Annotated in this window: 18 protein-coding genes; 2 read left to right on the top strand and 16 right to left on the bottom strand. The window is 54.8% G+C overall.

Features of this window, described 5'->3' with window-relative positions; genetic code table 11:
* Window positions 1–37 precede the first annotated feature (37 nt).
* Window positions 38–424, top strand: a complete 387-nt coding sequence (locus PHN51_02345; GenBank protein ID MDD2817623.1) for an RDD family protein — start codon at window positions 38–40, stop codon at window positions 422–424.
* Here the strand turns inward: PHN51_02345 and PHN51_02340 are convergent.
* From PHN51_02340 to PHN51_02300, 9 genes are read right to left on the bottom strand one after another with little or no spacing between them, the layout of a single operon-like run.
* Window positions 421–1,098 carry a DUF4191 domain-containing protein gene (locus PHN51_02340; GenBank protein MDD2817622.1) on the bottom strand — a complete coding sequence of 226 codons (678 nt, stop codon included), beginning with the start codon at window positions 1,096–1,098 and terminating at the stop codon, window positions 421–423. The genes PHN51_02345 and PHN51_02340 overlap by 4 nt on opposite strands.
* A gap of 23 nt (window positions 1,099–1,121) precedes the next feature.
* Window positions 1,122–2,246, bottom strand: a complete 1,125-nt coding sequence (locus PHN51_02335) for a branched-chain amino acid ABC transporter substrate-binding protein (GenBank protein MDD2817621.1) — start codon at window positions 2,244–2,246, stop codon at window positions 1,122–1,124.
* 42 nt (window positions 2,247–2,288) lie between these two features.
* Entirely contained in the window at window positions 2,289–3,230 is a 942-nt protein-coding gene (gene lipA, locus PHN51_02330) for a lipoyl synthase (GenBank protein MDD2817620.1), read from the bottom strand.
* Window positions 3,227–3,892: a lipoyl(octanoyl) transferase LipB gene (gene lipB, locus PHN51_02325; GenBank protein MDD2817619.1), complete on the bottom strand. Its 666-nt coding sequence runs from the start codon at window positions 3,890–3,892 to the stop codon at window positions 3,227–3,229. The genes lipA and lipB overlap by 4 nt, the downstream gene beginning before the upstream one ends.
* Window positions 3,889–5,139, bottom strand: coding sequence for an NAD(P)/FAD-dependent oxidoreductase (locus PHN51_02320; protein ID MDD2817618.1), 1,251 nt, complete (start codon window positions 5,137–5,139; stop codon window positions 3,889–3,891). The genes lipB and PHN51_02320 overlap by 4 nt, the downstream gene beginning before the upstream one ends.
* Complete coding sequence (locus tag PHN51_02315; protein ID MDD2817617.1) at window positions 5,136–6,032, bottom strand: TIGR01777 family oxidoreductase; 897 nt, start codon at window positions 6,030–6,032, stop codon at window positions 5,136–5,138. Before PHN51_02315 ends, PHN51_02320 begins: the two co-directional genes overlap by 4 nt.
* A gap of 8 nt (window positions 6,033–6,040) precedes the next feature.
* Complete coding sequence (sucB, locus tag PHN51_02310; GenBank protein ID MDD2817616.1) at window positions 6,041–7,780, bottom strand: 2-oxoglutarate dehydrogenase, E2 component, dihydrolipoamide succinyltransferase; 1,740 nt, start codon at window positions 7,778–7,780, stop codon at window positions 6,041–6,043.
* A gap of 52 nt (window positions 7,781–7,832) precedes the next feature.
* Window positions 7,833–9,200 (bottom strand): dihydrolipoyl dehydrogenase, encoded by a 1,368-nt coding sequence (lpdA, locus tag PHN51_02305; protein MDD2817615.1) that lies wholly within the window; start codon window positions 9,198–9,200, stop codon window positions 7,833–7,835.
* A gap of 58 nt (window positions 9,201–9,258) precedes the next feature.
* Window positions 9,259–10,740: a leucyl aminopeptidase gene (locus tag PHN51_02300; protein ID MDD2817614.1), complete on the bottom strand. Its 1,482-nt coding sequence runs from the start codon at window positions 10,738–10,740 to the stop codon at window positions 9,259–9,261.
* A gap of 73 nt (window positions 10,741–10,813) precedes the next feature.
* Here PHN51_02300 and gcvT point away from each other — a divergent pair, with 73 nt between their 5' ends.
* The gene (gene gcvT, locus PHN51_02295; GenBank protein ID MDD2817613.1) at window positions 10,814–11,923 is read left to right on the top strand and encodes a glycine cleavage system aminomethyltransferase GcvT; all 1,110 of its coding nucleotides are present in this window, start codon (window positions 10,814–10,816) and stop codon (window positions 11,921–11,923) included.
* On the opposite strand, the gene cobS is transcribed toward gcvT, so the two are convergent.
* From cobS to PHN51_02260, 7 genes are read right to left on the bottom strand one after another with little or no spacing between them, the layout of a single operon-like run.
* Complete coding sequence (gene cobS, locus PHN51_02290) at window positions 11,912–12,655, bottom strand: adenosylcobinamide-GDP ribazoletransferase (protein MDD2817612.1); 744 nt, start codon at window positions 12,653–12,655, stop codon at window positions 11,912–11,914. The two genes, gcvT and cobS, sit on opposite strands and share 12 nt — an antisense overlap.
* On the bottom strand, window positions 12,648–13,712 hold the full coding sequence (gene cobT, locus PHN51_02285; protein ID MDD2817611.1) for a nicotinate-nucleotide--dimethylbenzimidazole phosphoribosyltransferase: 1,065 nt from the start codon (window positions 13,710–13,712) through the stop codon (window positions 12,648–12,650). Before cobT ends, cobS begins: the two co-directional genes overlap by 8 nt.
* Window positions 13,709–15,115, bottom strand: a complete 1,407-nt coding sequence (cobU, locus tag PHN51_02280) for a bifunctional adenosylcobinamide kinase/adenosylcobinamide-phosphate guanylyltransferase (GenBank protein MDD2817610.1) — start codon at window positions 15,113–15,115, stop codon at window positions 13,709–13,711. The genes cobT and cobU overlap by 4 nt, the downstream gene beginning before the upstream one ends.
* Window positions 15,112–15,912, bottom strand: coding sequence for an ECF transporter S component (locus PHN51_02275; GenBank protein ID MDD2817609.1), 801 nt, complete (start codon window positions 15,910–15,912; stop codon window positions 15,112–15,114). The genes cobU and PHN51_02275 overlap by 4 nt, the downstream gene beginning before the upstream one ends.
* Window positions 15,909–17,567: an ATP-binding cassette domain-containing protein gene (locus tag PHN51_02270; GenBank protein MDD2817608.1), complete on the bottom strand. Its 1,659-nt coding sequence runs from the start codon at window positions 17,565–17,567 to the stop codon at window positions 15,909–15,911. Before PHN51_02270 ends, PHN51_02275 begins: the two co-directional genes overlap by 4 nt.
* A complete protein-coding gene (locus PHN51_02265; GenBank protein ID MDD2817607.1) occupies window positions 17,564–18,730 on the bottom strand; it encodes an energy-coupling factor transporter transmembrane component T in 1,167 nt (388 codons plus the stop codon). The genes PHN51_02270 and PHN51_02265 overlap by 4 nt, the downstream gene beginning before the upstream one ends.
* Window positions 18,706–19,365: an SCO2322 family protein gene (locus PHN51_02260; GenBank protein ID MDD2817606.1), complete on the bottom strand. Its 660-nt coding sequence runs from the start codon at window positions 19,363–19,365 to the stop codon at window positions 18,706–18,708. Before PHN51_02260 ends, PHN51_02265 begins: the two co-directional genes overlap by 25 nt.
* Window positions 19,366–19,375: the final 10 nt, after the last annotated feature.

The following is a 19,375-nucleotide window of genomic DNA, read 5'->3' as shown; positions in this document are numbered from 1 at the left end:
TCAGGGCAACGTGGCTTGGCCAAGTAGGTTTCGCTTCGTGAGCGTTGAGTTGCCAGGTCATGTTGCAGGTTTAGGGCGCCGGTTAGGTGCGATCGTCATCGATTGGGTTGCTAGCGCACTCGTTGCAGCGGTTATTTTCCCCGGTTTCAAATTGGGTGAACCAAGCGCAGACTTCCCCCCGTTGATTGTGTTCTTTATTGAAGTCACTCTCTTTACGTGGTTCTTCGCTTCGAGCTTTGGGCAAAAAATTCTCGGGATTGACGTTGTTGATATTTCTGGGCGTCGCTTGAGTTTGTGGCGCATTGCGTTGCGCACAGTGCTCATCTGTTTGGTGCTACCCGCTGTGATTTACGACAGCCAAGGTCGAGGCCTACACGACCGAGCAGTTGGCAGCGTTGCGATCTTGCGTACTAAAAGGAGTTAAGCCCCGCGCTTACGGCGTACTGAACGAGCACTCGTTGGCATTGGTCCCTTAGGGATTGGCATGCCGCCACCCACTGCGCTGACTGCGTCAAGACGTCGACGCATATCCGTAATTTCTCCACCGCGAAGGTTGCGTGGCAACTTATTCAACGCACGCTGCAACTTCGCCAAGGTGATTTGACCTGGCTCATCACCGATTTGAATTTCATAAATTGGAACGTCAGGGACCCAGCGAGCCGTCTTCTTTCGTTCCGCGGCGAGCATCGGAACAACGCGACTACTTGGGCCTTCGGATATCAAGATCACGCCAGGCTTACCAACCACACGGCTAATGAGATCTTGGTTCTTGTTGACCGCAATACCTGGCGTGGTCTGCCAACCACCGCGCATCTGCTGAGCCACAGCTGCAGCAGCACCTGGCTGTCCTTCAATTTGTGAGTATGCAGCTGACATTGCGCGACGGCTAAACCAGAACACTGCAGCAATCAAGCCGGCAGGAATTGCCAGAATGATTCCACTGAGCGCATTGAGGAAGTACGCGACGGGAGCACCAACAACTACGGCACCAGCAATAAAGAAACCTAAGACCTCGAGTGCAAGAAGTTTATGAACCTTTTGGGTCATGCCCCAGTTCTGAGCAATCGTTGCAAACGACTGGCGTACGCGCTTAAACATGAATGTCCTCTATTGCGATGTGGCTAGGCGATGGTGAAGATGCCGGACGGGTTGACCTTCAAAATAAAGACAGGCACGTTGGTTCGATTGCCTGTTTTGCGATCGATTGTGATGAGGCCAGTTTGACCCTTGTAGTTCTTGGTCTTTTTCAACTGGTTCAACACCGGCTGGTAATTAGTGTTGCCCACACTCTTCAAAGCATCCGCGAGGAGCTTGGTTGAGTCGTAAGTGAATACACCCCATACGCCGGGGGCTGTGTTGAAAGCCTTGGTGAAGCTCTTGGTGAAGGCAACTGCAGTAGGCAACTGTGCAGCAGCAGGAACGCCACTGAACTTGCAGCGTGCAGCATTCGCTGTACCAGCTTCAGTGACGAAAGCTGGGTCAACATTGGCTAAGCCCATGAAGCACTGAGCCGTTGAATTGCTTGTGGCAAGAGCCTTAGCAATCTTTGAACCTTCGGGATAGTAGGTGCTCACGTAGACCAAGTCAGGTGACGAGGAAAGCGCTGCCTTCACCTGTGAGGAGTAGTCAGCGGCCCCTTCGGTGATTGTTGTAGACGTGACAGTGATGCCTGCAGCAGTGAGTGCGGTTCGTGTGCGGTCCGCCATACCTTGGGTGTAGTCAGAAGGATCCACGAGCATCGCGACCTTCTTCACTTTCTGGCCCGTGATGTATTTGACCTCGACCGGAGAGATCTGGCTGTTCTTTGGTTGCACAGTGACACCCATGCCTGTGGTCTCGTCAGTTGATGTCATTTGGACTGGGGTGATGCCAGCCTTGATGTACAGGGGCAAGTTCACCAAACCAACAGATGAGTTGTATGGGCCGACAACAGCGACCGCGCCAGCTTTCTGTGCAGCCGTAACCATGTCAGCGGCCATCTTCGGGTCAGCCATATCGTCGAGCTTGACCAGGCTGAGTTTGCGTCCCTTGATGCCTCCGCGTGCATTGACTTCGTCAACTGCAAGTTGCACACCACGTGCCATGTCGATGCCGTTTGATGCCTGAGCTCCTGTGAGCGGTGCTTCCACGGCAATCACGATTGGAGAGGTTGACTTGGCAGCCTGTGCCGGGACAACAGCGGTTGCCGCAAGGGTGCCCAGAGCCAAGGTGCCAATAGCGGTGATGCGAAGGGGGCGGAGGGTCATGGCGCCAAGCGTATTGCCTCAGACGCTCAGATAATCATGGGGTTAGCGGGCTGCGATGGCCTGTTCATAGAGGCGCCCAGCACGGTAGCTCGAGCGCACCAATGGCCCGCTGAGCACGCCAGCAAAGCCAATTTCGGTGGCCTTGGCCTCAAGAGCAACGAATTCATCGGGATGCACCCAGCGCTCCACTGGATGGTGACGATTTGTGGGGCGCAAATACTGGGTGATGGTGACCAGCTCGCAGCCAGCGTCATACAAATCTTGCAGGGCCTGCTCAACCTCGCTAATTTCCTCACCCAGACCCAAAATCAGGTTGCTCTTGGTGACCATGTTCGCGGCGCGTGCCAGGGCGATGACATCGAGTGAACGGGCGTAATCAAAGGCAGGGCGAATACGCTTGAAAATACGTGGCACTGTTTCGAGGTTGTGAGCCAGCACCTGCGGCTTGGCTTCGAATACTTCATTGAGCAAATGCGCTTTACCGCTGAAATCTGGGATAAGCACTTCAACGCCGGTGTTTGGATTGAGTGAGTTGATCTGACGAATGGTTTCTGCCCACAACCATGCGCCTTCATCTTCAAGGTCATCGCGGGTTACGCCGGTGACGGTTGCGTACCGCAATTGCATGGTGCGCACAGATTCAGCTACTCGACGCGGCTCATCGCGATCCAGGGGAGCGGGTTTGCCGGTGTCAATCTGGCAGAAGTCGCAACGACGCGTGCACTGCTCGCCACCAATCAGGAAGGTTGCTTCGCGGTCTTCCCAGCATTCATAAATATTTGGGCAGCCAGCTTCTTGGCACACAGTGTGAAGTCCTTCAGACTTCACCAGCTCGCGAATTTCCAGATATTCGGGGCCGGTGCGCAATTTGGTGCGAATCCAACTTGGTTTGCGCTCAATTGGAGTTTCGGCATTGCGTGCTTCGATGCGAAGCATCCGCTTACCTTCTGGGTTCACTCCGCCGTACACGGAATCAGTGCTCATGCTTCCAACTCTGGCTGCACCATCGTGAGATGCGCTTCAAGAAACGGAAGAACTTCGAGCACATTGATATCGCGCCCCAGCTCTTGTGAAAGTGAGGTGACCTCTGCATCTTTGATTCCACAAGGAACGATGCGATCGAACCAAGTCATATCGCAATCGCAGTTAAGAGCGAAGCCATGCATGGTGACGCCTTCAGCGACGCGAACCCCAATAGCTGCGATCTTGCGATCAGGGCCTCGTTCATCGGCTGCAACCCAGACTCCGCTGCGGCCTTTGATTTGTGACGTGGTGACACCAAGATCTGCACAAACAGCGATCAGCATTTGTTCAATGCGGCGCACATGCGCAATGACATCGAGTCGACCAACGAGCTTGATGATGGGGTAGCCAACGATTTGGCCGGGGCCGTGCCAGGTGATCTTTCCGCCGCGATCAACGTCAACTACTGGTGTTCCATCAAATGGACGCTCAAAGGGTTCAGTGCGGCGCCCCGCGGTATAAACGGATTGATGCTCGAGAAGCAGCACTGTGTCGCAGCGCTCGCCTGCCACGACACCTGCGTGGATTGCGCGCTGGAGTTCCCAGGTTGGTACGTAGTCAACGGCCTCATCGCCAAAGCCCAAGCGCTGCACGTCGAGCTGGGCTGTTTTCACAGGACTCATCGTAATTCCAAGAGTTCAAGAGCTCGTTGCGCGGCCCGACGCCCACTCACCATTGCGCCTTGGATAGAGCCGGTGTCTCGATGATCGCCGGCAACCAGCACGTGCCCTATTTCAATGGGCTGGCGAATCTCGAATGGCGGCACCATTGCCGGAAGTGCATAGGGGATTGGATACACGCCAACCTGTTCCCATGCGCGAGTTGAGGCGCCATAGATCCGGGCAAGATGTTTTCTCACAGCAGTTTCGGCTTCGGTACTTGAATCTGTACCCAAGGTTGAACTCGAGATGAGTGTCTGTCCCGGTTTTGCATAGGACGGCACTGCATGGGTCAACACCACAGTGTTGATGACCGGGCCAGAGTTACTTCCATCCACGAGCAGAAGTGATTCTCCAAAGGCCAATGCTTGTGGAGCGGTATCGGCGAGGTGATACCAGGTAGTAACGCTTCGACCTTCTGGTGCAGCGATTCCTGGGATCAGTGTGCTGGCGATTGTCGGATCGGTCGCAACAATCACGAGCTTTGCGTTTACTCGACCATCGTCAACTGTGGTGACTGACTTGTTGTTGATCTTTGCGACTGCAGTATTGAAATGCACGGTGTTGGAAGGAAGAGCGTGATGCAGTTGTTCTGGAATGGCTTGCATTCCCGCTGCGGGAAGTGAGGGAGTTCCGCGTACAAATGATCGCAACACCAGATCTAGGAAGTGTCGCGAAGTGTTGAGTTCAGATTCAAGGAAGACGCCCGTGAGAAACGGTTGAATCACTTTGTTGAGGAGATCGCCATGAATGCCTGCCGCGATGAGTGCCTCACGAGCAGACATGTCGGGTCGCGCTTCAAGTTCTGCGATAGAACTCCGTGACGCCCGTAGTGCGTAGTTCGCAAATTTCGCTTTGGACAATGGCGATCCGGTGGATAGGCCTAACCCACCCAGGCTCAACCGAAAGTTCTTGCGTGGGTCACCAAGTCGAGCGAGCTTTCCTTGACCAAGGCGCACACCAACACCTGGAGTGAGGGCGTGAAGATTGAGCGCTTGGTGATCGAGAACTCTTGCGGCTTCTGGATACGCAGGGTTGTAGACCTGAAACCCGTGATCCATGGTGATTCCGTCAATGTGATCGGTACGAACGCGCCCACCTACGTGATCACTGGCTTCAAGAACCGTGACGTGAACGCCATGTATTGATAGTTCGCGTGCTGCGGCAAGACCTGCAAGGCCAGCCCCGATCACAACGACATCGGCACTCACAATGACTGCCAGGCCGTTCGAATTGCATCGTCGATTGTTGGGTCCTGCCAAGTAAATCCGGCGACCGTCAATACATCTGGAAGCACGCGACTACTGCCGAGTACTTCAGTTGAGAATTCACCAAGTGCAATCTTGAGTGCAGCTGCGGGCGCTGGGAACAGTGTTGGTCGGCCCATGACTTTGCCCATTGCCTTGGTGACTTCCGCATTGGTTTGTGGGGTTGGGCCCGTCAGATTCACGGCGCCTTGGATTGAATCATTGGTTAGGCAAAAAGTGAGTGCAGCAACCTCATCGCGCAATGAAATCCAAGACCAGTACTGCTTGCCATTACCAAGTTTTCCGCCAACACCCATCTTGAACAGTGGGAACATGCGTGCCCACGCGCCGCCATGTTTGGCAACTACTAATCCAGTTCGAGCGCGAACCACACGAATGCCTGCCTCTTGAGCTGGCAACGTTGCGGCTTCCCACGCTTGGACAACATCAGCAAGGAAGCCTTCGCCAGCTGGAGCGGTTTCATCAACTGCACGATCGGCGGTATCGCCATACCAACCAATGGCTGAGCCGGAAACCAACACTCGTGGCTTGGAATCAAGCTGCAGCATCGCCTTCACGATGGTGTTGGTGCCATTCACACGGCTATCAAGAATTTCGCGTTTGTATTCATCGCTCCAACGATGATCGCCAACGCCAGCACCAGCCAGGTGAACCACACCATCAACACCGTTCAAGGCATCGACGTCAACAGTTCCAGCGATCGGATCCCAACTGATTTCGTCACTTGCTGAAGCGGTGCGACGAACAAGCTTGACGACTTCGTGACCCTGTGAACGCAAGTGGTCAACAAGAGCCGTGCCAATGAGCCCGGATGCGCCGGTGATCGCGACTCTCATGATCGCGGCTACAAGCCGAGTTCAGATTCGAAGGAGCCCTCTTCGAGACGATTCTTGATCGCAACCAAGAAGCGAGCAGCATCTGCACCATCAACAAGTCGGTGATCATATGAAAGGGCCAGATACATCATCGAACGAATTGCGATGACATCTTGACCTGTTGAATCAGGAACAACTACTGGGCGCTTTTCGATCGCCCCGGTGCCAAGGATGGCAACCTGTGGCTGGTTGACGATCGGTGTATCGAACAACGAACCACGGCTACCTGTATTGGTGATGGTGAAAGTGCCACCGCTGAGTTCATCGGGTGCGACCCTGCTTTCGCGGGTGCGCTCTGCAATGTCACTGATGCCGCGTGACAGGCCCGCGAGGTTGAGATCGCCTGCATTGCGAATCACGGGAACCAGTAGGCCGCGATCTGTGTCAACTGCGATACCGAGATTCTCGGTGTCGTGATACGTGATGGTGCCGGCAGCCATATCGATGGATGCATTAACCATTGGGAACGACTTCAGTGATTCAAGTGCAGCCTTGGCGATGAAAGGCAAGAAGGTGAGCTTGACTCCTTCGCGTGATTCGAAGTTTCCCTTGACCTTATTGCGAAGATTTGCGATACGGGTGACATCAACTTCAACAACGCTAGTGAGCTGAGCTGACACCTGAAGTGACTCCACCATGCGCTCAGCAATGACCTTGCGCAAGCGGGAGATTGGTTCAGTGCGACCGCGCAGTGGTGACACGGCAGCAGGCGCTGATGGAGCTGCAGGAGCTGGAGTTACAGGTGCACTTGTTACAGGCGCGGCAACTGGAGCGGAAACAACCGGTGCTGCTGGCGCCGCAGGCGCTGCGGGAGCAGCGACAGTTCCTTCAGCAGCGGCCAAGACATCTTGCTTACGGATACGTCCGCCAACGCCAGTGCCGACGATGGTTGAAAGATCGACGCCCTTTTGAGTTGCGAGGCGACGCACCAGTGGTGTGACGTATGAGTCGTCATCGCCACTCTTTGGTGCTGAAAGAACAGGCGTGGGTGCAGGTGCACTCACCGGAGCAGGTGCAGCAGCGGCAGGAGCTGGCGTTGCTGCTGGGGCAGCAACTGGTGCTGCAACCGGAGCTGCTGGAGCTGGGGTCGCAGCCGGTGCAGCGGAACTTGCAGCAGAACCAATCACGCCGAGCACGCTGCCAACAGCAACAGTGGAGTCTTCAGGGACTGTGATCGAAAGTAAGACGCCAGCGGCAGGGGATGGCAGTTCGGTGTCGACCTTGTCAGTTGAGATTTCAACGAGGGCTTCGTCAGCTGCAACGGTGTCGCCAACTTGCTTGAGCCAGCGAGTAACGGTGCCCTCGGTGACGCTCTCGCCAAGCTGAGGCAAAACAACATCGAAGGTGGCGCCACTGGCTGCAGGTGCAGCGGCAGCAGGGGTTTCGACGACTGGCGCAGCAACGGGAGCAGCAACTGGTGCTGCAGCTACTGGCTCCGGCGCTGCAGGTGCTGCAGGTGTGGCTGATTCATTCGCTGCACCGATCACTGCGAGTTCAGCGCCAACCTGCACAACTGCGTCTTCGAGCGCACTAATCGACAGCAACACACCTGATGCAGGAGCGGGGATCTCGGTATCGACCTTGTCGGTAGAAATCTCGAGCAGTGGTTCGTCAGCAGTGATGGTGTCGCCCACTTGCTTTAACCAGCGGGTAACAGTTCCTTCGGTAACACTTTCACCGAGCTGTGGCATCGTTACTGAAACCGACATAGTGACTCGACTCCTCTTTCGCGATCCTTCGTAAGGATCTTGTGTGTGGTGATTAAGCGTGTGCGTGTAGCGGCTTGCCAGCAAGAGCGAGGTGTGCCTCGCCCATCGCTTCGTTTTGTGTTGGGTGAGCGTGAATCAGCACAGCAACATCTTCTGGATGTGCTTCCCAGTTCACGATCAGTTGCGCTTCACCGATTTGTTCACCCATGCGTGAACCCACCATGTGAATGCCGACCACAGGTCCGTCTTTAATTTGGACCAGCTTGATGAATCCAGCAGTGCCAAGAATCTGGCTCTTGCCATTTCCACCCAAGTTGTATTCGTAGGTTGCGATGTTGTCGCCATGTTCTGCTCGTGCTTGAGCCTCAGTGACACCAACGCTGGCAACTTCTGGTTCGCAGTAGGTGACCTTTGGAATATTGACGTCTGCGATCACGATGGGGCGAAGACCTGCGATTTCTTCCGCGACGAAAATGCCGTGCTGGAAACCGCGGTGGGCAAGCTGCAATCCAGGGGTGATGTCACCGACGGCGAATACGCCTTCGACATTGGTGCGCAAGCGCTCATCAACGAGCACCCAACCGCGTTCCATCGCAATGCCTTGTTCTTCGTAACCCATGCCTGATGCATTTGGTCCACGACCAACAGCAACAAGGAGAAGATCTGCATCGAAGGTTTTGCCATCTTCAAGTGTGACGTGCACTCCAGAGTCATCCTGGGTAGCAGACGCAAAGCGAGTGCCAACTGAGAAGTTGATTCCACGCTTGCGGAATGCGCGCTCAAGTTGCTTGGAGATTGCTTCATCTTCATTAGGAACCAGATGAGGCAAGCCTTCAATGATGGTAACGTCAGCGCCGAAGGACTTCCATACGCTTGCGAATTCAACGCCGATGACGCCGCCACCGAGAACGATGACGCGCTGCGGAATGTAGTCAAGGTTGAGCGCTTGATCGGAGGTCATGATGCGACCACCAATGTCCAAACCTGGAAGTGAGCGAGCGTAAGAACCGGTAGCAAGGACGATGTTCTTGCCGGTGTATTGGGTGCCATTGACTTCGATGGTCTTTGGTCCAACGAGGCGACCCGCACCTTCGATGAACTGCACGTTGCGGCTCTTCACTAAACCCTGCAAGCCTTTGTACAAACGGCCCACAACGCCATCGCGGTATTCATTGACCTTGTTCATGTCGATGCCGTGGAGGGTGGCGTTCACGCCGAATTGCTCGCTCTCGCGTGCAGTGTCTGCAACTTCTGCTGCGTGCAATAGCGCCTTTGTCGGGATGCAACCACGATGCAAGCAAGTGCCGCCGAGCTTGTCCTTATCAATAAGGATCACGCTCATGCCTAATTCAGATGCACGTAGTGCACAGGCGTAGCCGCCGCTGCCACCACCAAGGATCACTAGGTCAGCGTCTGCCACCGGAACTCCTGTCACCGAAATCGATTCTCAGCCAAACTAAATATGTCTGAGTTGGTCCTTATTCTGCCGCAAGCCCCTTGGCTACCTGCACGAAGGTGCGCACTGCCGAACCGGTTCCGCCCTTAGGGGTGTAGCCGTAGGCGCCCTTGTCATTAAACGAGGGTCCTGCGATGTCGATGTGCACCCACTTTTGGCCAGCCGGCACGAATTCGGCAAGGAAAATACCTGCGGAAAGCATGCCGCCAAAGCGATCGCCGATATTGGCCAAATCGGCAGTCGCGGAATCAATCGATGGGCGAAGATCCTGCGGAAGCGGCATCGGCCACATGGCCTCGCCAGCGATCTCGGCGGCTTCGCAGACCATGGCACGTGAGGCATCGTCATTGGCCATCACGCCAGCAAGGCGAGAACCCAAAGCCACGCGCTGGGCACCAGTCAAGGTGGCAGCATCGATGATGAGATCTGGCTTCTCTAGGGCTGCCAAGCCAAGGGCATCGGCCAAGACCAAGCGACCCTCGGCGTCAGTGTTCAGCACTTCGACCGTCTTGCCACCAAACATGGTGATGACATCGCCTGGGCGCTGGGCAGTCCCGCTGGGCATGTTTTCCGCTGACGGAATCCAGCCGGTGACATTGACGTTCAAGCCAAGGGCAGCGATGGCTTGCATGGCCCCCACGATTGCGGCCGCACCGCCCATGTCGCCCTTCATCTCATCCATGCCAGCAGCTGGCTTGATCGAGATGCCACCTGTATCGAATGTGATGCCTTTGCCCACGATGTGCAGGGTCTTAGTTGCGCCCTTGGGTGTGTACTCAAGCTTGGTCAACCGTGGTGGGTTTGCCGAACCTTGGCCCACGGCCAAGATGCCACCGCAGTTTTCGCGCATCAACGCCTTTTCATCCCAGATGGTGACCTTCACGGGAAGGCCAGCAACTGCCTTCTTGGCTTCAAGTGCAAGATCGGCGGGAGCCAAAGCATTTGGGGGAGTGTTCACCAAATCGCGGCTGAGCTTCACTGCATCGGCAATCACACTGACTTCGGAAACCACAGCTTTCTGGGCGTCGCTAGCAACTCCAGGAACAAGGAGCACGATGTTAGCGACAGGCGCAGAGCCCTTGGCGGGGTTGGATTTAAATGAAGTGAATGAATAGGCAGCAAGCGCGGCACCCATTGCTGATGCGCGCAGCATCTCTTCTTGAGGGGCAGCGGCGATCGCGACTTTCTTGGTACCTGCAAGTGCGCGGATGGCATTGCCATTTGCTACTCGAAGTGCTTCAAGGTCAAGTCCTTTGCGAGTATCGCCAATGCCGACAGCCACGATCAGCGGTGCCTTAATTCCAGCAATGCCTGCAACCTTGGTGACTTCACCGGATTTGCCAGTCGCACCGAGTGTTTTTAGCGCAGCAAGCAGTTTGGTGCTCTGTGCTGTTGTGATGCCATGTGCAGCAAGCTCAAGGGCCTTGCCTTTGGGCATGATGGCAACAACGAGTGCGTCGCAGGTGGTGGCAGAAACGGCTGTGGTGGCCAAGGTCAATGTCATGGGGAAACCCTAGCCCGGACTTTGGGGGTCGAGTACCTGAATTGATGGTTCCGGCAACCGCTACGGTCATGCTGTGAATCCATTGCTGCAGCAGACCCCACTTCATAGCCGCCATGTCGCTCTAGGCGCCAAAACCGCAGATTTTGGCGGCTGGGATATGCCAATTGAGTACGCAGGCGTCTTAGTCGAGCACCAAGCGGTTCGGAGTGCAGCTGGAATATTCGATGTCTCACACATGGGCAAGGTGCGCATCCATGGTGTGGGGGCAGCAAACTTCTTAAATTCAGTACTGACGAATGACCTCAACCGGATCAATGATGGTCAAGCGCAGTACACGATGTTGTGCAATGAATATGGCGGTGTCATTGACGATCTGATCGTCTACAAGTGGTCTGATGATGAAGTCTTCATGGTGCCCAATGCTTCGAATGCATCGAACGTAGTTGCAGCACTTCGTGAAGCTGCACCGGCTTCGATAACTATCGATAATCATCACAACGATCACGGCATCATTGCGGTGCAAGGTCCAAACAGTCGTGCAGTCATTGAGGCTCTTGGTTTGCCCGCAGATCACGATTACATGTCAATGGTCAGCGCGAGCCATCGCGGTGAACCAGTGATTGTGTGTCGTTCGGGATATACCGGCGAACTTGGCTTTGAGCTCGTCGTTCCAAACATCATTCTTGGTTCGGTCTGGGATGCACTGCTGGAAAAGGGTGCGCAGTTTGGTGTCGTTCCTGTTGGACTTGGTGCACGTGACACCTTGCGCTTGGAAATGGGTTACCCGCTTCATGGTCAAGACATCGCTCAAGATATTTCGCCTGTTGAAGCTGGGCTTGGTTGGGCAGTGGGCTGGGATAAGCCGAACTTCCATGGTCGCGATGTGCTGGTCAAGCAACGCGAAGCCGGTCCAAGGCGCAAGCTGCGTGGATTGAAAGCTATTGACCGTGGAATTCCGCGCGCACACATGCATGCTTACGCAAGCGATGATGCTGAGCTTGCAGGCGAGGTTGTTGGCGACATCACCAGTGGAACCTTTTCGCCAACGTTAAAGCAAGGAGTCGCGTTGGCGTTGCTCAATGCCGATCTCGAAGTTGGCAGCGAGGTATTGATCGATGTGCGCGGTAAGGCAATTCGATTTGCAGTGGTGAAAGTTCCATTTGTGGCGTCGTCAGTTCGCTAACGCGAGCACCACGATGGCGGCAGTCATCGATACTTCGAGCACTGCGCCGAACACATCTCCGGTAACGCCGCCAAAACGGCGCTTGGTGATGTTGAGCACCACGATCGCGCTAATGATTCCTATTGCTGTTGCAGCAGTTCCGGCTGAACCAAATATTAGGTAGCTACCCACAAGGGTTAGGGCGGTCCAAATAATTGGCACAGCAATTGCTGTGCTTTCGGCAACCATTGCGCCGAGACCGTTACTGCGCGCTGCAGGCCACCCCTTAATGCAACCCCAGGTCAATGCTGTGCGACTTGCAAACAGCGCGAGTGCGAAAGCTAAGAATCCTTTTCCCTGGTCAAGGCATACGGTCAGTGCACTTATTTGTAGGCCAAGTGTGAACACAAGCGTGACGACGCCAAATGGACCGATGTCTGATTTTCGCGCAATTTCTAGCGCAAGTGCAGCAGGCTTGTTGCTGCCCAAGCCATCGGCAACATCTGCCAGCCCATCAAGATGCATACCGCGAGTGAGCCAGGCCAGCAGTGCGACGCTGATGATTGCGAGCAGCGCATGTGGGGCATGCGTTTGGGTAAAGAGCAATGGAATGCCGCAGACCAAGGCCAGTAGCGCAGCAGTTAGTGGTGCAAGTGCGATCGCTTGGCCTGCAATTGAATTGTTGACAATTGTTGGAGGTGGAACTGGCACGCGAGTGAACGTGCCAAGTGCCAACCTGAGTGCGTTAGGCATCTTTATCGCTCACGCCGGCTTCATCAAATGTTGCCATGTCACTCAAAATTGCAATAGATGCTTGGAGTATTGAAAGCGCCAGTACTGCACCGGTGCCTTCACCTAAGCGCAGTTCGTAATCAAGTACCGGCTCAAGATCAAGATGGTGAAGAGCTGCGCGGTGAGCTGGCTCAGTTGATTGATGTCCGGCAAGCCACCATTGCTTTGCTCGGAAGTCCATGCGATCAGCAACCATCGCGCATGCGCCTGAAATGGTTCCGTCGAGAATCACTGGAGTTTTGCGAATTGCTGCCTGCAAAATAAATCCGGTCATGGCGGCAAAATCAGCGCCTGCAACTGTTGCAAGTAAAGCAAGGGGATCACCAAGCACAGGGCGCCCGCGGCGCATTGCATCGCGCACCGCTGCGCACTTGCGCATCCAAGTAGCGTCATCGATTCCAGTGCCAAGCCCGGTGACTTTCGCCGCGTCAAGATTGGTGAGTAAACCAATAAGTGTTGCTGCCGGAGTGGTATTGCCAATGCCCATGTCGCCAGGGATAAGTAGATCTGCACCACCATCAATTTCTTCATCAGCAATAGCGCGCCCAAGTTCAAAGGCACGCTTGGCTTCATCAAAAGTGAGCGCATCCTCGTGATCAATTGATCCGCTTGCTCGACGAATTCGGTGTGCGGCGACCATCGGTGCCAGGGAATCAAGATATGTCGGATCGCAATCAACGCTGACGTCAACAACGCGCACTGTTGCTCCTAATTGCCGCGCAAACACATTCACTGCGGCGCCACCATTGATAAAATTCAGCACCATTTGGGCAGTGACTTCTGGCGGGTAAGCGGAGGTTGCTGATGTGCGCGCAATCCCATGGTCGCCAGCGAACACGACCACGGTTGGTTGGCGGAACTGGTGTGGTGGGCACTGGCCCTGCACGGCGGCAGCCCAGGTGCTCATCGGTTCTAAGCGACCAAGTGCTCCTGTGGGTTTGGTGAGTTGAAGTTGACGTGCAAAGGCAGCTTCGCGCATTGCTTCATTCGGCAATTCAACCTGAGGTAACGCACTCACAGTGATTCCTTTGTTAGCAACGGTGCAATGGCTTGTAGGGGAATGGCTTTACCGGCAATGACAAAGACTGCTTCAGTGCAAACCTCGGCAATTCGGGCATTCACTATTCCCATGAGATCGCGAAAGAGGCGACCAGATGCCGTGACAGGAACGATGCCTTGACCAACCTCATTGCTGACCAAGATCAATTCAACTGGTGATTGCTGAACGGCGTGCACGAGTGCATCGATGTCCATATGCACTATGTGTAGTGCTTTTGCATGGACGGTTTGGTCTGCATTCCATGCATCTGCTTCATCGAGTTTTGCGGTGAGCCACATAGTGAGGCAATCAATAAGAAGGGGAGAAGTGGCCTGTGCAATGACGCCGACGAGGTCGGTTGACTCAATTGTTAACCAATGTTGCGGCCTGCGTTCCTGGTGAAGAGCGACTCGAGCGTTCCATTCGGCGTCGTCTGCACGAACACCCCCTGTAGCGACATAGGTCACCGCCTCGAGATTGCGTGCGCGCTGCTCTGCGTACCTTGACTTACCAGAACGAGCACCACCAAGGATGAGGTGTTTCTTGGTTCGGGAAGTGCGAGTGTTGATCACCGTTCCGTCATCAACAACGCGAGCACCACACTTGGCAAGTTCAAGTGCAAGTTCTTGTGTGGGTGGATTGTGGTGGCTGAGGTGGAAAGCAATCACATCAGTTGATGCGGTAACGGCTCGGGCATCACGCAACTGTTGCAAAGTTGTTGGCAAGGTTGAGAGATCGTGGTGACCGGTGTTGTGGTCGGTTTTGAATCCAAAGGTTTCTTCAATGAGCACTACGTTGAATTCTCTATCGGCAACATCGGCAACGGTGTAAGCCTTGAGTGGCCCAGTGTCGCTGGCGTAGAGCAACCGATCGCCGTCGACACTTGTGATGTCGTAGAGCACTGCTTCATCGGCAAACACATCGCCATTGCCATGGCCATGGGCAGCTTCCAGTACCTGGACTACAACATTTCCGGCAGCAGTACGAGCTAGGCATTCGTCGCCGGGAGCAACAATGTGGAATGAAACAGGCGCATCATCCATCACCCAATGTTCAAACCGAGCGATGGCCATAGGTGGACCCCAGATGTGCAAGGTGGACAGATCGGAGATCCACGAACGCCACAGAAGGAAATCTGGAGCGAGGTGATCTGGGTGGCCATGTGTAAAGAAGATGTGTTGGACATTGCGCATCGATACGCCATGCAGGTTTGCGTTGTGCCCAAGGGTGGGACCCCAGTCGATCAACACTGAATCGTCAATCAAAGCAGCGCTTGATGCACGGGCCTTGCCACTTACACGCTGCGTTGCGCAACTTTCGCATTCACAGAATGGATTTGGCCAACCATCAGCAGAACCAGTACCTAAGAGTTGAATCTTCACTGAGTCACCGATTCAAATGTAGGAAGAGCGCCAAAACGCGCTTTGCGACTGACGCGACGTAGTGCAGTCAAGATGGTTGGTCCGGCCGCGAAGATCAGCACCACTGTAAGAATTGCACGAGGGATGTCATAGCCAAGGCTGGTCACTAATGTGAAATGAAACCAGGAAGAGAGATTTTCTGCGAGTGGCGCACCTGGAACAAAGGCAATTGCGCTGGGAAGCCCAGCAGTGAATGGCCAGAACCACAGATTCAGTAACAGTCCGTAAGCGAATGCGGCAAACGCTCCGTAGGTCGCAAGCATGAAGATTTCCTTGCGCCCTGTTGCGCGAGGGAGCAGGCCCGCCCCCAGACCAACCCACGCCGCGCCAAGCATTTGAAAGGGAAGCCAAGGGCCAACGCCGCCGGTGAGGAGGGCAGAAGAAAAGAGCGAAACCGCGCCAAGGCTGAAGCCAAATCCAGGGCCAAGTGCCCTTCCGCCAAGAACCAAAATGACCCAAATGGGTTCTAGGCCTGCGGTTCCACCGCCTAACGGGCGCATTGCTGAGACCACTGCTGCAAGAACACCGAGCACAGCAACGGCTTTTGCATCCATGCCACCGTCGGTGAATTGTGCAAGCACCACTGCGAGCAACAGTGGCACCACAATCACAAAGAGCCAGGGGGCATCGCCTGAATGTGCAACTGCATCAGATTCAGGGGCGGCGATGAGTGGCCACCCAAAAGCGATGATGCCAACAATGGTCGTTGCAAGTATCGCGAAGAAGGACCGTTTGCCGATAGCGATTGCGGGGGTCATGTGAGTGCATCCCCACTAATTGGCGCATGGCTTCTCAGAATCAATGGCCCGATCGTGTTGACGACATCGGTCACGGTGAGCCATGGATACGGCGCCATCACTTTGGCGATTTGTGGGGCGAACATCGGTGACGCCACCACAACATCGGCAGTTGGGCCATCGGCGACTACTTCGCCTTCAGCGATGACAATGACTCGAGTTGAAACTTCAGCGGCTAGTTCAACATCGTGAGTGGCCAAGATGATTGCGTGACCATCCTGAGCAAGTTTGCGAAGAGCATCTACAAGACGAATCTTTGTGGGGTAGTCCAAGCCGCGTGTGGGTTCATCGAGTAGGAGTAATGGCGGGCGAGCGGCCAGCACGATCACGAGCGCTAGGAGAAGACGCTGACCTTCTGATAAGTCGCGTGGATGTGTGCGGTCGTCGATTTCCGGAGCCAATAGGTCAAGCAGTGCACGAGTTGTACCGCCTTCAACATGTGCGTCGCGATCCGCGGCTTTGCATTCATCGCCGACCGTTGTCGCTTCGAGAAGATCACCGGGCGATTGTGGAACCAGTCCCACGCTCTTCAGGAGTTCTGTGCCTTTCAAGGATTTTGGATCTTTGTTGTGTGTACTGATTGACCCTGAGCTTGGGATACGTAGGCCGACCATGGCATTGAGGAGCGTTGATTTCCCCGCTCCATTACGGCCCATTAATGCAATCACTTCGCCTCGTTGAACAGAAAGCGAAACATTTTTGAGTGCTGCGTGTTGGCCATAGCGAACTGTGAGGCCTGTTGCTTCTGTTAAAACTTCAGCGGGTTCAGTGCTCGCATAGCTGTGTACCGGTGGAACTTGGTCAATCAATAAATTGCGCAGTGGCCCAGCAACGCGTCGCGCATCACGCACACTCAGAGGAAGGGGGTTCCACCCAGCCACGCGACCAAGTTCCACTACGGGTGGAGCGATTGGAGCGGTGCGCATAATGTCTTGTGGTGCGCCAATCACCAATGGTTCAGCATTTCCAGGAACCACGATGACACGATCCACGTATTGCACCACTCGTTCCAAGCGGTGCTCAGCCAGCACAACAGTGATGCCCAGGTCATGTACTAAACGTTGTAAGGCCGCAAGAATTTCTTCAGCGGCACCAGGGTCAAGTGCCGATGTTGGTTCATCAAGCACCAGCACCTTTGGGTGTGAGGTCAGCACGGCACCAATGGCAACGCGCTGTTGTTGGCCACCTGACAAGGTCGTTAAAGGTCGGAAGCGAAGTTCATTGAGACCCAACAGGTCCAAGGTTTCTTCAACCCGTCGCCGCATGACTTCAGGGGCAAGGCCCAAGCACTCCATACCAAAGGCAAGTTCTTCTTCAACAGTGTCGGCAACAAAGCCGCTCGCTGGATCCTGTGGCACGACGCCGATGAGATCGGCAAGTTCACGGGGTGGATTCAGTCGCGTATCGCGACCGTCAATCGTGACGCGACCACTCAGGGTTCCACCCGTGAAATGTGGAACAAGACCATTGATCATTTGCAAGAAGGTTGTTTTGCCGCTGCCGGTTCTCCCAACAACGAGCACCATTTCACCTTCAACAAGTTCAAGATTGATATCGCGAAGGATGGGAGCGCTCTCACCGTCGTAGGTGACAGAAACATTTTCGAAAATGATCATGCAGCCACCTCGAAGCTTTGCAGCTCTTGCCGAGGCTCATCAACGAAGGTGCGTGGAATTGGAGGAGCAGTCAGTGCAGGTGTCACCGCTATCAAGAGTCCAGCGAGTGGAATGAGTGGCAATTCCGGCCACGCCGCAGGGTCAATGGAAGTTTCCATTGCTCCAGGTGCAATCCATATCCCGATGATGAAGCACATAGCAACGCTGATACCCGCGATCGTGACGAGCCACTCAGGCGTCCACCAAGGATCGGGGCGGTATCTCGTGCGCACGGCTGATTGTGCAGATCGAGTGATCGCCACCAAGCTGACCACAACGCCAGCGATCAACATAGGAGCGCTCAGCACCATGGGGGAGGTCGCTGCGACAAGTCCGTAGGTGCCAATACAGGCTGCAATAAGTCCAACGACAAGTAATGCTGAAGATGTGCGCTTTGCTTTCACACTCATGTCGTTCCGTCTCCCATAGCCGCGTGAGTCCATCGCTGCGGCCAATGTGACAGAACCTTCGAGTGCGCCTTCGAGTACCGGCATCGCAGCCCCGGCAATCGCGCGTGGGCCACGAGTAACGCGTCCACGTAAGTGGCGTGCGGATTGCACGCGTGAAACATCAGCAACCAACTTGGGTGTGAATGTCAAGGCAACAACCACACTGACGCCAATTTCATAGAGCGCAGCAGGAACCGACTTCAACAGACGGCTAGGTGAAGCAAGGGAGTTTGCGGCGCCGATACAGATGATGATGGTTGCCAAACGAAGTCCGTCGTAGAACGCCATCAAAATGCTTTCAAAGGTGACAGGCCCACCGAGGCGTACACCAGCCATCCATTCAGGCAAGATCACACTTGGCAATGTGAAGAGCGTGGTTTGACCTATGGCAGCGCCGAAGAGAACTTGAACAAATATGCGAATGACAATGATGGCAATACCAAGTTTGAAAAAGAACATAAAAGAACGAGCCCAAGGTGCATCTGGTTTACGTACGTGGACTACTAGCGCTGCCACAGAGATGATCAGAACTAGGAGCAATGGATTAAGTGTGCGGCTCGCTGCGGCGGCAAGGCCAAGCGCCCATATCCACCAAGCGCCGGGATGTAGCCATCGCGCAGACGCATGCGACCCAACTTGCAATGCGGCCTTCACTTGCGCCTGCGTAGGTGCCATAAGAGGCCGCCGCCAACGCCAAGAATCACAGCAACGATCACCACTTGAAGTGGGCTAGACGAAGAAATTGATTCGCCAGATGAAGTTGAGGTGGATTCCATCGCACTTGTTGACTCGTCGAGAACATCGGCGCATTCGAAAGCTGGGTAACCGTCAATGCCACAAATCAATCCAAGTGATGTGCGGACCTGAAACACACTTCGCAACACGTTATAGCCAGTGGCGCTCGGTTCTATCTGGACGCAGGCACTTGTGAGTGAACCAGGTTGCTCATCTTGGGGAGCGGACTGCGGGGTTCCAGGATCTATGACGAGCGCTATGCGTTTCTTTTGAGTAACTGCTGGCGTTGATCCGCATATTTCCTGGAATGTGTCGACAGCTGTAAATGCTGGCTTGGCTTGCTCATCACCGGTTTGCGAGGAGATGGCAAATTTCCAGCCTTCAACAGATCCATCTTTGGGAATATTGGCTGCAGGGCCAATCTGGCGAAACTCCCACGACCCGTTGTGAGTCGTCCAGTATGTCCAGTATCGGTACGACACAGCCTGCGCTGATGTCCCTGCCGCAAAACTTATGAGCACGCCAACGAGAGCCAGCGCAAAAATGCTGACTACTCGTTGGCGTGACTTCAACATGAGGCTCTCG

The sequence above is a fragment of the Candidatus Nanopelagicales bacterium genome, from assembly GCA_028687755.1.
Taxonomy (GTDB): domain Bacteria; phylum Actinomycetota; class Actinomycetes; order S36-B12; family S36-B12; genus UBA11398.
The sequence above is the reverse complement of the archived record's forward strand: the minus strand, read 5'-3'. Positions and strand labels throughout refer to the sequence as shown.